The sequence below is a fragment of the Cohaesibacter sp. ES.047 genome (assembly GCF_900215505.1).
Lineage (GTDB): Bacteria > Pseudomonadota > Alphaproteobacteria > Rhizobiales > Cohaesibacteraceae > Cohaesibacter.
In genome coordinates this window covers 3,349,470-3,365,307 of the sequence record NZ_LT907844.1, presented here as the reverse complement: position 1 = coordinate 3,365,307, position 15,838 = coordinate 3,349,470, and the positions used below count along the sequence as shown (strand labels likewise).

18 protein-coding genes are annotated in these 15,838 nt (G+C 53.8%); all 18 read right to left on the bottom strand.

All coding sequences use genetic code 11. The features are described from left to right. Positions 1–29 precede the first annotated feature (29 nt). The 18 genes from ccmE to CPH65_RS15290 all read right to left on the bottom strand — a co-directional run bounded on the left by ccmE (position 30) and on the right by CPH65_RS15290 (position 15,836). Positions 30–485 carry a cytochrome c maturation protein CcmE gene (ccmE, locus tag CPH65_RS15375; RefSeq protein ID WP_096174691.1) on the bottom strand — a complete coding sequence of 152 codons (456 nt, stop codon included), beginning with the start codon at positions 483–485 and terminating at the stop codon, positions 30–32. A 71-nt stretch (positions 486–556) separates the two neighbouring features. After that, positions 557–1,777 carry a c-type cytochrome biogenesis protein CcmI gene (ccmI, locus tag CPH65_RS15370; protein ID WP_096174690.1) on the bottom strand — a complete coding sequence of 407 codons (1,221 nt, stop codon included), beginning with the start codon at positions 1,775–1,777 and terminating at the stop codon, positions 557–559. Between the two features lie 206 nt (positions 1,778–1,983). Then, positions 1,984–3,381, bottom strand: coding sequence for a hypothetical protein (locus CPH65_RS15365; protein ID WP_096174689.1), 1,398 nt, complete (start codon positions 3,379–3,381; stop codon positions 1,984–1,986). A 182-nt stretch (positions 3,382–3,563) separates the two neighbouring features. Continuing rightward, positions 3,564–4,037, bottom strand: a complete 474-nt coding sequence (locus CPH65_RS15360; protein WP_096174688.1) for an RT0821/Lpp0805 family surface protein — start codon at positions 4,035–4,037, stop codon at positions 3,564–3,566. Between the two features lie 303 nt (positions 4,038–4,340). Continuing rightward, on the bottom strand, positions 4,341–5,750 hold the full coding sequence (locus CPH65_RS15355) for an ATP-binding protein (RefSeq protein WP_096174687.1): 1,410 nt from the start codon (positions 5,748–5,750) through the stop codon (positions 4,341–4,343). Positions 5,751–5,761: 11 nt separating this feature from the next. Next, complete coding sequence (locus tag CPH65_RS15350) at positions 5,762–6,427, bottom strand: response regulator transcription factor (RefSeq protein ID WP_096174686.1); 666 nt, start codon at positions 6,425–6,427, stop codon at positions 5,762–5,764. A gap of 68 nt (positions 6,428–6,495) precedes the next feature. After that, complete coding sequence (locus tag CPH65_RS15345; protein WP_096174685.1) at positions 6,496–6,804, bottom strand: PepSY domain-containing protein; 309 nt, start codon at positions 6,802–6,804, stop codon at positions 6,496–6,498. A gap of 291 nt (positions 6,805–7,095) precedes the next feature. Beyond that, positions 7,096–7,365, bottom strand: a complete 270-nt coding sequence (locus CPH65_RS24130) for a hypothetical protein (RefSeq protein WP_172891531.1) — start codon at positions 7,363–7,365, stop codon at positions 7,096–7,098. 11 nt (positions 7,366–7,376) lie between these two features. Further along, the gene (locus CPH65_RS15335; protein ID WP_096174683.1) at positions 7,377–7,586 is read right to left on the bottom strand and encodes a hypothetical protein; all 210 of its coding nucleotides are present in this window, start codon (positions 7,584–7,586) and stop codon (positions 7,377–7,379) included. Positions 7,587–7,642: 56 nt separating this feature from the next. Continuing rightward, complete coding sequence (locus CPH65_RS15330) at positions 7,643–11,524, bottom strand: glycoside hydrolase/phage tail family protein (protein WP_096174682.1); 3,882 nt, start codon at positions 11,522–11,524, stop codon at positions 7,643–7,645. A gap of 27 nt (positions 11,525–11,551) precedes the next feature. Beyond that, the gene (locus CPH65_RS15325; protein WP_096174681.1) at positions 11,552–12,034 is read right to left on the bottom strand and encodes an NlpC/P60 family protein; all 483 of its coding nucleotides are present in this window, start codon (positions 12,032–12,034) and stop codon (positions 11,552–11,554) included. Next, on the bottom strand, positions 12,009–12,899 hold the full coding sequence (locus CPH65_RS15320) for a DUF2163 domain-containing protein (RefSeq protein WP_096174680.1): 891 nt from the start codon (positions 12,897–12,899) through the stop codon (positions 12,009–12,011). Before CPH65_RS15320 ends, CPH65_RS15325 begins: the two co-directional genes overlap by 26 nt. After that, entirely contained in the window at positions 12,896–13,522 is a 627-nt protein-coding gene (locus CPH65_RS15315) for a DUF2460 domain-containing protein (protein ID WP_172891530.1), read from the bottom strand. The genes CPH65_RS15320 and CPH65_RS15315 overlap by 4 nt, the downstream gene beginning before the upstream one ends. Positions 13,523–13,723: 201 nt before the next feature. Further along, complete coding sequence (locus CPH65_RS15310) at positions 13,724–14,323, bottom strand: phage tail tape measure protein (protein WP_096174678.1); 600 nt, start codon at positions 14,321–14,323, stop codon at positions 13,724–13,726. Then, positions 14,313–14,522 (bottom strand): phage tail assembly chaperone, encoded by a 210-nt coding sequence (locus tag CPH65_RS25070; protein ID WP_371359461.1) that lies wholly within the window; start codon positions 14,520–14,522, stop codon positions 14,313–14,315. The genes CPH65_RS15310 and CPH65_RS25070 overlap by 11 nt, the downstream gene beginning before the upstream one ends. 26 nt (positions 14,523–14,548) lie before the next feature. Next, positions 14,549–14,938: a gene transfer agent family protein gene (locus tag CPH65_RS15300; RefSeq protein WP_096176440.1), complete on the bottom strand. Its 390-nt coding sequence runs from the start codon at positions 14,936–14,938 to the stop codon at positions 14,549–14,551. Positions 14,939–14,965: 27 nt separating this feature from the next. Beyond that, a complete protein-coding gene (locus CPH65_RS15295) occupies positions 14,966–15,385 on the bottom strand; it encodes a phage major tail protein, TP901-1 family (protein ID WP_096174676.1) in 420 nt (139 codons plus the stop codon). Positions 15,386–15,428: 43 nt separating this feature from the next. Next, positions 15,429–15,836 carry a DUF3168 domain-containing protein gene (locus CPH65_RS15290; protein ID WP_157747729.1) on the bottom strand — a complete coding sequence of 136 codons (408 nt, stop codon included), beginning with the start codon at positions 15,834–15,836 and terminating at the stop codon, positions 15,429–15,431. Positions 15,837–15,838 lie beyond the last annotated feature (2 nt).

Here is a 15,838-nt window from a genome sequence, read left to right as displayed (position 1 = left end):
CGCATGCTGTCTTGCCGTCCCGAGTTGGTTCAATTGGATTGGATTTCTTGCTCTTCACCTTGCCAGTGCCCCTGTTCTTTAAGGGCCGCAGCAACCTCTTTTGGCATATAGGTTTCGTCGTGCTTGGCGAGCACAGTATCCGCGGCGAAGACACCTTCTGGCGTGAGACTTCCCTCGGTCACGACGCCCTGCCCTTCACGAAACAAGTCCGGCAAGATGCCGTTGTAGGCGACTTTTACATCGGATCCACCATCTGTCACGACGAATGAAATTTCGGTGCCTTGCCCTCGCATTACAGTGTCTTGTTTAACCAGACCGCCGAGGCGAATTCGTTGACCGGGCTGAACCCCTTTTTCAACAACGTCGCTGGGACTATTGAAAAAGACAATCTGATCCTGCAACGCAAAAAGAATGAGTCCGACAGCGGCGAAGAGAACAGCTCCCGCCCCACCAATCATCGTCATCCGACGTTGTTTTCTCGTCATATCTCGACCCTTTGCTGACTGCTTTCAACTGACCGACACCGATTGTCGTTCATCAGTTCTTCGCCAATGTTTTATTGTGTTACCGAAATTCCCAACGAACGGGCTGCCGCTTTTACTTTTTCAAGGCCCTCAAGATCCGACTGCAAGGCAACCAAGGCCTTGCTGACAGTCTTGGCAGCCATGTCAGGACGATTAAGAACCAGTTCTGCCCTGATCAGTCGAACCCATTCCTCCGCGGTGCCACCCTGCTCGTCCAGACGTTCCGCCAAGCGGGAAACCATGCCCTCGATCATTGCCTTACGATCACCGGCATCCATTTCTGCGGCAGCTTCCACGTCATCCTCCGTCGGACCGGGAGCTTGAGCGGCTAGTTCGTTACTCTGATCGGAGGTGGTAGAATCGTTTTGGGGTAATGCTTTGGCATTCTCAATCCGATTGCGGATCGCGGATATCTGGTTCTTCGCAAAAGACACCCACGGTGCGTCAGCTGGCGAGCCATTGATCATTTCCTGCCAGGCATTTATGGCCTCTTGATCCTTGCCTTGCTGCCCAAGTGCTATCGCGAGGAAGAAACGAGGCTTGGGATGATCGGGATCAAGCTTGTTTGCGCGCTGAAACAAATCGAGCGCTTCCTTGGATACAATCCCGGCATCTTTGACAACCAAGGCCTCACCTAGGTTGGCCAAGCCCAGCATGCTTTCTCCTTCCAACCGCAGGACATTGCGATAAGCTTTTGTCGCTTCTTCCGTCCGGCGCATGGAGAGATAGATCGGAGCCAAGCGCTGCCACCCCTGCAGATCGTCTGGATTGGCTTTCAGTCTGCGTTCTGCGGAGGCAACAAGCTCCGTCATGCTTTGCTCTTGAGGGGGTTTGCTCAAGCGCTCTGCCAGAGGCTGCCCAGAGGATCCGGGCGAACCAAGCGCTATGTAAAGGCCAAGAGAACAAAGCGGTATAACGAACAACGCAACAACCGCAGCAATCAGGCCGTTTGTCATACCAGCCGTCGGAGCAACATCTGGATTGATCGATGCCCCGTGCGTGTTTTGACGCTGCTTTTCCAGAGCATCTTCAGCACTGAGCAGACGGCGCCCAACTTCTGCCCTAGCAGCGTCTGCCTCATTCTGTTCAATGAGGCCACGCTCGACATCACCTTCAACCTCTTTGAGCTGTGAGGCATATACGGTCAGATCATACGAATCAGCGCTCGCCATTTTGCGCGCCTTGCGCGTCAATGGATAGACAACAACAGCAACTGTAATAGCGGTAATAACCCCCGCAACAATCCAAAACATAAAGGCCCTGCTCTCACTTCGGTTTGGCCAAAGCAATCCGCTTTTGCCATGGAAGTCAAATTAACTCATGTTCATCAGGCCCTAGTATGGAATGAATCAAAAAAGCTCCATTGTTACGAAGTTTTAATGTGCACGCATCTCCCCAGTCACAAAGCTGGAGAGGAAACCGTGAGCATCAACAAATCAAGAAGGAGATCTTAGGAGGGTTACGCTTCAACAGCCTTCTTTTCAGGCGTGGAAGCTGCGGCATTGAGCTGGCGCTGCAGGGCAGCGGCATATTGCTCGTCGAACAGTTCCTTGGCAAAGAGAATTGCCGCATCACCCAAGGCCTTGCAGACGTCGACATTGGGTCCAGAGGCCTGCCTGGTCCGTTCAACGATTGACGTGGAGAGAACTTCGAAGGACTGATCCAGATCCTTTCGAGCGCGCACGACAGGACCGTTCAGGGCAAGTGTTTCTTTCATGCGCTCAGTGTGATGGAAAAGCAAAATCGCTCTGGTTGCGTCTGAGACCGCAATTTGATCGAAATGCTCATCAGCACCACTCTTTGGTGCCTTTAGGGCTTTTCGCATCAATCCTGGTGCAGCTTCAATTTCCGCTTTCAAAATATCAGAAAGTCTGAATTTCATATCCGCAAGAGCTTTACCCCAAGGACATTGAGGGTGGACTTCCATCTCAGTTTCAACGGCCTTTGCCAACCCTCGCCAAGTTGACAGGTTTTTGATGAGGGTATCGAAATCGTCATGATCATTGAATGAAGTTTCGAAAGCCACTAGGCAGGCTTCCATATCCGCAAACACCTGATGGATCGCAGGAGAATACACAGTCGCCGAGATCTGAACCGCATCGTCCGAGCCAGCCAGTTTGGACGCCAATTGGACACGCAATCTGGGTGATGCCAACCTTTCGGTGATTGCGGAGAACAACCAGGCTGTTTTCATAGGAAATTGCTGAACATACTTGCAAATCGTCGCGTAGGCTTCTTCACCTTCGGGAGAACTCCAACTGAGTATCTCAGCTGGTACTTTGGACAAGAAAGGCGCCAAAGGCTTCACTTGATCGGATGAAGACAGCACTTCCAGAAGATCTTCATACACCGTCTGACCGCCAAGATGATTGCACAGCTTCTGTTCGCCCCCAAGATCCTGCAGCTTGGATTTGACATACCTGTTGGTTGTACCAAACATCTCTTCTCTGAATTTGATACAGCGTCCGGCGATATCCTTTTGGTCCATGCCATTACACGGCATGTTGAGGCGCTCCTGCTGCGCTTCTGTCGCGATGTCTCGCTCAATCCAGGCCCAAATTTTGTCGATGGACGAAGGGCTTATTCTCGCCTTTTCTTTTTCAACAAGGTCGATGGCGGTAATGAAAGGCTGACATGATTTGAAAAACTCCTCTTTTGCATAGCGCCGGAACGCGACGATCGGCTCGTCGTCGCACAAGACTTCGCGCAAGGCTGCAAGAATGAGCATAGAGGCAGCATCACTCTTGCCTTCGCGCTCGCCGTTTTCCAGGCTGCGCAGCAAAAGCCGTTGAGCACTTTCTGACAAAGTTGAAAGATAAAGAGAAAGCTTCTCCTTCAGCTTTTCAGCATCTGCCATCCTTCACCTCTGAACCAGGTTGTTTTTCGAGTTTTTCGATCCCTTATTTATCTCTCGTAAACCATTAATATTTTCTATCTTCAGGCTGGCTTATTCACGCTCACAACCAAATAGGAAAAGAAAAAGGGGACAGCTGTTGCTAGCTATCCCCTTGTCGCAAAAACTGTACTCAGTCGGGCAAATTAGCCAACCGGACGCCATGTACCATCAGACTGGCGGCATGCCTGTCCGCGAGCGGTCTGCGGCTGCCCATCAATGTAGATCGTATGCGTATAGTCGCGGCATTGCAGATTGTTTGTGGTGTATGCCTGCGTCGGAACCACCTGACCATAGTGACCATTGTCTGGATTGTTCCAGGTCACAGGAGCGCCGGAACGACCGTATTCGAGGGCGCGGCTCTGCGCCTGATAGGCAAGGCGACGGTCATTGTCGTCCATCATTTTACCAATGGAAGATCCAACGAACGCACCAATCACAGCGCCAGCAGCTGTCGCCACTACGCGTCCATCACCATCTCCGATCTGGTTTCCCAGCAAACCGCCAGCAACAGCGCCGGTCAAACCACCGATGGTCTGCTTCGGCCCCGGTCCGGTCCCCTGACAGCCAGCCAAGCCGACGCCCATTACTGCAACAACTGCAATCAAGCTCTTTTTCATTACTAGCCCCTATTTATTTTGAGCAGCCCTCAAGGCACCGCTACTTGATATTCCCTGAACCCGTTCTTTTCGGATTTCTTACCGGATAGAATTCTCGCTTTAGGTAACTAATGCGTGAATAGCTGAAAGGGTTCCCAAAAATTCTATGTGCATGAAAAACATGCTTGGTCCACTATAGGCGATATGGTTCGATCATGTCGAAAGTTTGACGTATCTTGGTCTTTTCACACATGCAGCTACCTCTGTTTCCCAAACGCTTTCGCTTTCATCGCTCGCCTCGCTTCCGGTTTTATATGCCAGCGCCTAGCGGGTGTCATGTTTTTCAATTGCAGGCAAGCTAAGAACGGCTCTGACACCCCCAAGCGGCGCGCGTGAGAGCTGAAATCGCCCCCCATATAATTCGACCAATTCATCAACGATCGAGAGGCCTAAACCGGTTCCGGGTTTACTCTCGTCCAGCCTTTGTCCACGCACCAACGCGATCTTCGTCTGCGTCTCGCTCATCCCCTGACCATCATCATCCACCAAGATCGACAACCAAGTTACTTGCGCCTCTGAAGCCGTTTGCGTCTTCTCGATACCATCTGGTAAGCCATCAACAACACTCACGCAGACGCTCGTTTGTGCCCACTTGCATGCATTGTCAACGAGATTGCCAAGCATCTCTTCCAGATCCTGTTCCTCCCCCCTGAAGAGCATGTTTTTTTCGGATTCTGCGCGAAGATTTACGTTCAAGGCAGGATGGATCTTCTGCATGACGGAAACAAGCTTCTCGATCACAGGTCCGGGATCGGTAACCGTTCCGATGACGTTGCGCCGCGCCGCCATCCTCGCTCTTTCGAGGTAGAGCTGGATCTGATCACGCATGATGTCCGATTGTTGATTGACCAGCTTGGCCTTTTGGTCATCAAGGTCTCTGGTTTCATTCATGATCACCGACAAAGGTGTTTTCAGCGCGTGAGCGAGATTGCCGACCTGTGTCCTTGCGCGCTCCAATGTGTCCTTGTTGGATTCGATAAGAAGATTGGCTTCATGTACGAGACCTGAAACCTCGTTTGGGTAGTCTCCCTTTATCAGATCAGATTGACCTTCGGAGACATCACGAACCTGTTGTCTCAGGATATGCAAAGGGCGCAAACCCGTTCTGATCAGAACAAGCATGACGGAAACGAGAATGACCCCAAAAGCAGCCATGATCAGCCACGCCTTGGTCTGAAATGCGCTCACCTGTGCTTCGAGAGCTTCGGCATTACCCGTAATGCGCAAGATAATTGGATCTGCGTCTGCAAATGAAATCCTGCGCTCCAGAACACGCAATCGCTCACCTTCCGGACCAGTCCCGTAACCGTTTAACCCGACACCATTTGCATCCCGATCTGCCAAACCATCAGCCGTGAAGACGCCGCCGACGAGTGAAGGAGAGGCCAGAAGAATTTCATCACTGCCTTCCCTCTGAACCGTCCAGTACCAACCAGAAAGGGGCAACTCATAACGAGGCTCACCAACATTGCCCGGGGGCTGAAGCTCTTCTCCCGTTGCGAGTTCCGCAGCCAATTCACCAACTAGGATCTTCAACACGATATCAAGCTGCTCATCGAAGCTCTGTTCGGCATAGGTGCGGAAAAAGTGTGTCAGCACAAGCCCCGACCCAAAGGCGATGACGATCGCCCAGATAGACACATTGACCAGCAGATAGCGAGTTATCGACTTCATCGCGGATTGTTCTACTTTTCTGGGGCGACCATGTTGTAGCCAAGTCCGCGCACCGTTTGGATGACATCCACCCCAAGCTTTTTGCGCAATCGACCAATAAACACTTCTATAGTATTGGAATCTCGGTCAAAATCCTGATCATACAGATGCTCGACAAGCTCGGTTCTAGAGATGGTCTTGCCTTGATGGTGCATGAGATAGGACAGAAGACGGTATTCGTGGGAGGTGAGCTTGAGCGCCTGACCATCGACGCTGACGCGGCCAGAGCGCGCATCAAGGCGAATAGGCCCACATGTGATCTCATTGGAGGCCAAGCCGGCCGACCGACGCATCAGAGCGCGCATACGCGCCACCACTTCTTCCATATGGAAGGGCTTGGCGACATAATCATCTGCGCCAGCGTCAATTCCCTGCACCTTGTCGCTCCATCGATCACGGGCTGTCAGAATCAACACGGGCATTGTTTTGCCCTCACGACGCCATGCCTCGAGGACACTGATGCCATCCATCTTGGGTAGACCTATATCGAGGATAACCGCATCGTATGGTTCGGTATCGCCCAGGAAGTGGCCTTCTTCGCCATCGAACGAACAATCGACAACATAGCCGTTTTCTTCCATCTCTTCCTTCAATTGGCGGTTCAAATCCACTTCGTCTTCCACGATCAGTATTCGCATTCCAAGATTCCCAGATTAGTTTTTATTTTCGAACAACCGTGCCCATTGCCGGCGAGAGGGCGATGTCATCATCCGCCTCCTTTCGACAATACTCTACCCGATTTTGCATCAAGCGTGATGCGGGCGACAGCTCCCTCGCGCGAGAGTGTGACCAACTCATAGACCAGCCCAGCCCCACTCCTGCAGAGGTTGGCCTTGACCACATCACCGCGCACGGCTTTGCTCGCCGCGACCTTGATCGCAGCCAGATGCTGTGCGTGACCTTGCTCGATCGCCGATCTGGTTTCAGCAGACGACAGGCATTGTGCCGCCGCCGCTCCATTTATGAAGATGGAAAAGAAAACAACTATCGAGACCAAGGCAAATCTTGTTGTCATGTTGGTCTGGTTCGTCATACTGATAATTTAGAGGGCAGTCACTGAACTGAAGATGAACATCAATCTGCCCGGGTTACAAAAGGCCCTACGGACTGTCAAGAAGTCCGATAGTCTCTTAATTACAAAGACTTACAGTACAGTTCAAGGGCTTTATTGTATTGTTTCACCTTGATAATCGTCTGATCTGTATCATGGCTTGACCAGCTAATTGGGTCAAAAAGAAGGCACGCAGCAAGACGACCTTCGCTTGAGAATTGCTTGGCCTGATGCCGTGTAGGCCTGATCGATGTTTCAGTCTCTGCGGTATCCGTCAGAAATGCGCAGGCATTCAGCGTCAGGAGCAGAATCATCGTCGCAACGCTCTTCACCCAGGTTTTCATTGTCTTCCTCACGCACGTGCCATTTCACCCTCGCGGCACGTTCAAGGTCACTCTCTGTCGATCTAGCCACGGTCTCGAACGGCTTATCCGCCTGAGCTGAGTATCTTTTATGTTTCGGTCCAAACAGCGAAGCCAGCAACGGAGCCAGCTTCGCCATGATACCGAGAAGCAGGAGAAGCACTCTCATCCGACCTACTTCAGCTTTTTGGTTGTAAACCAGGTCCGCCAGATGATGGTGGCGGCCCCCGCGAGACTCGAAATTGCCACAGCGAGCCTTGCCTGAAGGTCCGGATCGAGATCAACCCCGAACATGGTCAGTCCCATTGCGATCACGGAGATGATCTGCGTCCAATTGACCTTGGACTCCCAAGCGGGTTTGCTTTCGGAAGTTGCAAACGTCATGTTTGTGTTCCTTTCGTGGTTGGCCTTATTTTGAAATATTGGGTTTATTCTGCTGATCAGGCAGCGTCGCTGATCATGCCGCTAGCACGGTCGATTCGACGCGAAAGCGGGTCGCCAGGTCCGAGCTTCTGACTGATCTGGGCGATAGTCACGGTGAAGGCTTCCAGTGAAACGAGATTGTCACTGACCTGATCTACGGATGAATATGTCCACTGTGGCTCCGCCACTTCGATCTGCCTTATGAGTGTTACCCCGTCGGCAGTCAGGATCGTGACTTCGTAGCGCTCGGATGCTTCGCTCATGGGAGTTGCACTTCCAACCCAACTATCAGCATCAATCCGATCTCTCCGGATCCAGCTAAAGCTGACTGCGCCGCTGTTCTGTCGCCTGATGCGCAAATGCACAGGAGATAGGGGTCGCAAACCGCGCCCCGGAACTGCGATGGCGACATCGAGGTTCGACGGGTCAGAAAGACCAGCGCCAGATCGGACAGCCCTGTGGGGCAGGTCCTTCCGCAGTTGGCTCACCTCCACATGCAGGGATGCGATTGCGGAGTCCAACAAGATGAAGCGTGCACCGACCTTGGCGCCTGATATCGCAGAGGCTTCCGTCCCCAGAGCTCCCCGCAGCAAACCTTCGAGACGCCATTTGTTGGCACCAAACAATTCAACGGTCTGGAATTGGAAAACCTCCCAGTTACCATTGCTGGCCTGAACGGCTGCAGCGTTGGCGCCCGCGAAGAGAGCCTCCATTTCGACACTCGACAGATCCCCGCCCAGAAGCTCAATATCCAAGGTTGTCGTGCGGTCAACAACATAGCTGTTGTGGCCAGGAAGCTCGGTGAGCAGTTCTCCCATGACAGCAGGGACATCAATAGACTGGCGATAGGCAAAACCACGGTCGCCATTGCCTGAATAGAGCGCGAAACCGGATTTCCAAGGCTTGGAGTAGACCGCCAGATAGGGCGCATGTGGATAATCTGTCATTCCCGGCAGGATCGGCAGATCCAGACTTTCGAGGACAGGAATAATGATATCTGGAACAACCACTTTGCCGGTTCGAACACGGGGCGTGATCTGCGGAGCGTTCCGGGGTGCGCACAGCGTTGCTGTTACATGACGCAAGCCACCCTCTTCAATCTCATCAATGCGATAGGTGTGGCCTATCTGTCCTTCAGAGAGCGATATCACGTCTCCGGGCTCAATAGCCATGAAGGACGGTGGCAGCGAAAACTGCACGGAATGGCGAGCAAAAGTCTGCGTGCGCAGCCAGTCTTTTGCGACATTTTCCATAATGGGCTGAGAGGAGATTGCTGCAAGAGATAGTGAGCTGTCCTGCCGTGTCCGCGCGGCAGGTTGTTCATAGCGAGCCACCGATTGTCTGTAGTCCAGAAAGATGTCGTTGAACGACATGGTGACGCTGGCAGACATATCCTCCCAGGCGCGGGCCTGCTTTTCGATAAGTGCCTTTTCGGCTTCTTCGGCAAGATCGTCTTCGTCAATGCTCAGGACAGATCGCCTCACCTTGGAAGAGAAGGACAAGGTTCCTCCGCGTACAGTGAAGGCAATCCCGAAGCCTTCACAAAGGCTTTCAAGAGCAGCACGGGCAGACATACGCCGATCAAGAACGAAGCCGTCAATCACCGGTAGCGCGGATCGGATATCAGGAGCATCAAGACCGTAGTCTGACAGAACGTTGCGGATGACACCTTCAATCGGCGCGTTACCCAGACGCCCGGTGAGCCAATGGCCCCGATGCCAACTCTCGCCATCGGACCAGGTATCCAAATCGACAGGAAATGTCGGAAAGGGGCGCGCATCCCAAGCCCAAAGAAACATTCGATCCGGATCCACCATGGGCCCGCCATATTCTGACGAAACCGGATTGGAGGTGCCGACCTCATCCGCCCAATAACCAAGAATGGCGTCAATCAGAGCTCTTTGTGCACTATCGTCCCGAGCCCCCGAAGAATAATAGGGCAATCCGCTTTCGGCGGATTTGGGATCGGGAAATCGATTGGGCTGATTTGGGCCAAGATGGACGGCGGGGCAACCCAATTCTGTAAACCAGATGGGTTTGGATTGCGGTATCCATTCGGTAGGCACGTCCTGCTCGAAACCGCCGTCCCGATCATAATGCTCGTTGGACCACCAATTTCGGATATCCTTGTAACGGAAGACCCATGGCTTGCCCGCTGAGCCGTCCGTGATCTCTGTGCGGTTTTGCTGCGCCCGGTCCTCTTGGTTGGCATAATACCAATCATATCCTTCCCCGCCAGCGATATTGCCTTTCAGATAGTCCAGCTCAAGCCCTGTGTCACTCAGCTCCTGATCGAGCTGGCTGCCCGTCGCTCGCCAGTCCGACAGGGGCATGTAATTGTCGATACCAACAGCATCAATGTTTTCGTCTGCCCACAAAGGGTCCAGATGATAACGGACAAATCCGCTCTCATTGCTTGGCTGGTGACCAAAGTATTCTGTCCAATCCGCTCCATAGGTTAGCTTGCAATCTGGCCCGACTATTGCGCGCACGTCGCTTGCGAGGGTCTTCAAATGGCCAACAAACGGATAAGCGCCCGTCTCATCGCGCACAGTTGTCAGTCCTACGAGTTCGGAACCGATCAGGAAAGCATCGACACCTCCGGCGGATTTCGCAAGGTTTGCGTAGTGACGAATGAAATCACGGTAGTTCCACGCAGTGCCCGAGTAGAAATCTGATATCTGAGCTGCAGCACTGGCGGTCAGATCAGCTGTCTCCGGCTGCCCTGTTGCCGGATCGCACGTGATATGCCCACGCCAGGGATAGGGTGACTGTTCCAAATTTCCGTAGGGATCCGGCAGACCATTGTTGTCAGGAATATCCATCATCACAAACGGATAAAGGACAACCTCAAGCCCCTTGGCCTTGATGGCTGCAATGGCATTCTTGACAGAATTGTCCGAAGGCGTGCCACCATACGCTGGCCGACCATCTATGAGGCTGAGCAGCTTGGCTTGAGATCGATCAAGTCCGGCCACCGACCAGCTTCCGCCTTTCGTGGGCTTTGAAGAAGCGTCCACACAGGGACGGATGCCGCACTCACCTGCCCTGAGATCGCTACCAAACCAACTAACCACCAATGCAACGCGTTCGAGGTTGGGGCACAGCGCCGTGAGATGATCAAGAGAGGCAATAAAATCCGTGTCGCCCTCGAAAGTATGTCGGTTCTCGGTCAACCATTGTCCTTCGGAACCTTCACGCGACACTTCCTCAGTATCATAGCCAAATTCTGTGGCGCCGGGGATCATGACCATAGACTTGATGTTTGCCTCGGTCTCTCCGACACTTCGGATGACCTCAAAACTGAGCTGAGGAATGCGATTGCCAAAAGCGTCAAGGGGAAGCTCTTCAAACACAACATAGGCAAGACCGCGATAAGCCGGGCTGTTTTCCGAGCCTTCCTTCGCCTCGATCAGACTGTCAGGCAGTTGCTCTTCGGTGCCGAGATAGACGCGGTAGGCCACATCCCTGAGATCCAACTCTTTGCCGTTCGCCCAAATGCGCCCCACATGCGCGATCCGGCCTTCACACAGGCCGACCGCAAAATTGGCATAGTAACTGTATGTGGTGGTTGTCGCCTTGCTGCTGCTACTCCCTTTCGAGGCACCCGTCTTCTGCTCGCGTACAGTCACCCTTTCGACATAGTCAGTGGCCCAGATAAGTTCACCTGTCAGCCTTGTGCGGCCATAAATACGCGCAATCGGGCTACCCTCGGTGGACGTCTGAACCTTCAAGTCCGACAGACGGGGACCCTTGACCGAGCGACTTTCACCGAACAGCGATTGATCGATGGAGTAGCCTACTCCGGCTCCCAAAGCCCCACCGATCAGTGCGCCAAAGGGACCAAAGAGTGCGCCACCGATTAGGCTGCCCGCAGATTTGAGGACAAGTGTGGTCATGATAGAGATCCTGAAGTCACCGGATGATCAAAGACCATCGGAGGGGAATGAAAAGACAAAGGCAATATGGCGCAGCCACCACGAATTGAGCGAAGCGAGCACAACGGAACCGCCATGCTGGGCATGAAGGAACTGCGTCGGGTTGATCAATATGCCCGCGTGTTTGGCTGGAAAGCCGCGCTTGTATCGGAACAGCAGAACATCACCGGGCGTTCTTGCTGCAATCGGCACCGGAATGAGATAGCGGTGCGCCGCTTCGGCTAATGTTTCCCTGCCGCCCGCTTCGGCCCAATCAGGGCTGTAGGGTGGTGGTGTCTCGGGCTCGAGCCAGAAGGCGCGGTAGACACCCCGGATCAAACCGAGACAATCGCACCCGGCGCCTTTGCAACTGGCCTGATGCGTGTAAGGCGTTCCCGTCCAACTCAAGGCTTCATCGATGACGCGCTGGCGCAAGACCGTATCGGCTCGCCCTAGCCCCTGTTTATTATAGCAAACCAAGGCTCTCACCATTGCTAGAACTCCGCTGCTCGGGGTAGCTGATGATGAAATCGTTGCCCGGCATGTGCGGAAAGCCGCGAAAATTGTTTTGATTGGCAAAACACTCGCGACAGGTCCGGAAGGTCTTGTCACACCCCACAGTGACGCGAACCATATCTCCGACTTTGGCACCCGAATGGATGGGCAGCCAAAGCTCGAGATTGTCAGCATTACCCTCCGCCGAATGACCAAGGACATCGAATGACATGCCTTCAGCATCGCCGGATTTGATGTGCAGCGATCCTCTGGCAAAACTCATGTTTGGCATACCCGACACATCAACCGAAACAAGCGTTGGCGAAGACATGGCAGCAATCGTCCCCGTAAACCCATGGCTTGCAGCGGAAAGATCGACCCCGCACCGCGCATCCCCGAGTGTCGCGTCACATGTGTATTGATAAACCCGGCCCCTCTCCTGTTCGAGTGCGACAGACAATGATCGAATTTCAACCTGAAAGGATTGTCTGTCCCGCTTGATCTCGCCAAGATAGCCTTCGCGCAGCAATACCGTTTGCGTGGCATCGGTCCAGTTGACCCGCCAGGTTTCGATCCTGGCACCGTCATAGCGCCCACTGATCAGATCTGTTTCCGTGATGCGATCAGACGACAGGACCCCGGTCACCTCCTGATCATCGCTTGCAAAACTCGCACTTTGGCGGATTTCAGTGCCATTGAAGCCAGATGCAGGTTCACACGTCACGCCATTCAGCTCGATCGGCATGTCATGATCCGTAAAGCCCAAAGCCACGCCATCACCGCGACGCAGAATCCAGCAGAAAGCAAGGGTTGCAACACCGCTTGCCAGATGATTTTGAAGGGAAGGGTTAAGGTCTTTCACAAGCGTATCTCCACCAAGGGTATTGAGGGAATGTCGCCAGCATCAAAACCGCTGATCGAGAATTCCAGCTTGTCAGTGTCAAACCGGACAGGCACGTCGAACATGAAGCCAGCGGTGATGGAAACACCGGTTTCGGGAGCCATCATCAAACTGATGACGCCCTGCGTGGTATCGATGGAAAAGTCATGCGTTTCGATGCCCGCAAGCGCCAAACGAACGGTTCCTTGAACCGGCTTGGCAATCAACCGCGCATAAGGAGCAAAAAGTCCGCCGTAAGTCTTTTTCAGCTGAAAGGTTTGCGTCTCGCCGTCACCAACCGCAATGACCTGATCAAGGGGCGAAATGATAGATCCGGTCGCACAGGAAGAATGGTCGAAGGGATCGCGGAAGCGAAAGCCATTTAATCGACCCCGTCGCTCTTCGAAGAAGGACAGCACCGATTGCAAATCAGTGAAGGACCTTACCCCGGTTCCAGCATCATAGCTCCGCCTTGGGTTTTGCCAGCGGGCGTTGCGTTCCTCATAGCCTGATGACAACGTCGCTATGTCGGTGCGGCGTTCAGGCCCACCTGATGCACCGAAACCGACATCAAGCGGAAAAAGTGTTTCGTGAAATCCGTTCATGGGCATAGCTCTGGAATGAGTTTAAGGGGAGCGTACGGTTTGACGTTGATCAAAGAGAGGGCACACGGTGCATGGGATAGTGTCCGCGCTGTGCAGAGTGTCGTGTCTATGAGGCTACCGGGAGCTGACCGGGCATGACCTGTCGAGTTTTCTCCCTGCCAGCTTGTTGGTGACCGGGAACCTCCTCGTCAACTGCCAACCTTATAGCCCGCGTCGTCCCCGTCCGACGGCGCGGGCGAGTTTGGTTGCGATTTGATTTTCCGATTTTGCGAAGGAGGCCGCGTCCGGTGTTGTGACGTTCATCACAATCGAAACGGGCCTTGCGCCATTGCCACTCGTGGCTACACCAAGCCGGCCGTCCGATCCTCGCTGCAACGGCATGATCGCCTCGGGCCCGGCCTCTCCCATCATGCCCAGTCCGGACTGCATGGGAAACAACGTCGTTCCTGCGACTACACCTCCATTGGCGAAGGGAAAAATACTCCCAAAAAGAGAGGATGAGCCCGAAGCCGACAACCCCAGTGCGGAGAAGAGACCTGATACAACGTTGGAAACGGAACCGGAAACCAGATCCTTTAGCGGAGAGATGCCGGCTGAAAAAGCACTTCTTGATATATCAAGCGCGAGATTTTTGAATACCGTCTCCAGATCAGCACTCCCCATCAAGGCCTTTTGCATGGCGCGGGAAACCTTATCGCCAAGCATATCGGCTTCTTTTTGAGCGGCTGACATATCTTTCGCGAAGGCTGTGATATCGGCTTCAATCTGCACAACGGCAGTTTCGACGACTTCATCTGTCATGTGTGCTCCTCATATCAGGAAAGCGGGCCGCCAGGGCATCCAGCTCGTTTCGACTTGGTGTCTTCGATGCGCTGAGGGATGTTGCTGTTGCCATAAGCACTTCCCTTGGTGTCATTTGCCAGACATGGTATGGCGGCCAGCCAAACTGGCGCATGGCGACGGTAAGGACGAGTTCCCAAGGAAAATTGCTGGCTTTGATGGCCGATCCGGCTGTGTCAGACCGGCCTAGGCGGGGTTTGCGTTGCTCGCCTCCCCGTTTGATCCGAGAGCTGTATCAATGGAATGCGGTGGGTGCTCGTTGCCTGACGCGGGATCAAAGGCCAGACGCAAGACATCGACCAGCGCCTTTGTCAGGGCCGCAGCCCCTCCTTCGCAGCGCATGCGTGCAGCCTGTTGGTCCGTGATGTTTGTGCCGCCAGCTCTTAAGGCGGCTCCCAGAATCTTGACCAGATCGGCGCTGCGGACTTTGCCGGCAGAGAAACGGTCGGCCAGTTCGCCAATATTGGCAAGGCCCATGCTGTCTTCCAGCTCGGCCAGAGCACCAAGAGTGAGGCAGAGGATAAGGGGGCTACCATCAAGGATGAGCGTTACTTCGCCCCGACGTCGGTTCGCCATGTTCATTGCCTTTCGGATTGGTTGAGATCAGCTCGAGGCTGGAACAAAGGCCAGCGCACCTGCAGATTCCATGGCCAACTCGAACGTGACCTCGGCGTCGTGATTGCCCGAATATTCCAGAGCCGTGATCTGGAAAGGGCCGATGAGCTCACCGAAATCCGGAACGATAATCTGCCAACTGACAATTTTGCCGTCGAAGAACAGCGAACGGATACGCTCATCGCTTTCTTCATCCTTGAACAGCCCGCTACCTGACAGGCTGGCACGGCGCATGCCTGCCCCTTCCAGCAACTCCCGCCAACGTCCTGCAGACTCGGCGTGGCTGATATCGACGCTTTCGGCATTGAATGAAATGGAGCGGGCCCGCAATCCCGCAACGGTGACGTAGGCATCATCACTTTGATTGCGAACCTTGAGCAAAAGGTCCTTGCCCTTCTGAGCTGTCATGAATGCATCTCCTTGAAGTGAGACGAATGTCTCGATGTTGAAGTCAGGATGGAAGGTCTTCGGTTACCGCACGCAACTGGAGAATGCCCTGCGACAACCGATTTTTGCGATCAGCACGAATGTCAAAGCGCTCAATCATCAGGAGAACCAGATGATGATCCGCCAGCGACAGGGCCGGGTCATCAAGAATCACGCGCAAGCGGGCGAGTATGTCCTGCAGCAGCTTGCGATCTCTGGACCCGGCCCATACGGTTATGAGGATGCGATGCTCTTCTCCACGCTCTGTGCCTGTACTTCGGTCCCGCGAGTAGCTGGTTGCAAGTGTCAGGTAGGGATAGGCACTATCGCGACGTGGTTCGTCATAGAGCCTGAGACCGCCCAGCAAGGACGAGAGCGTGCTGTCCGCTTTCAAAATCGCAAAGAGCGCCTGTTCTAGACTTCGAGCTGCCAAAA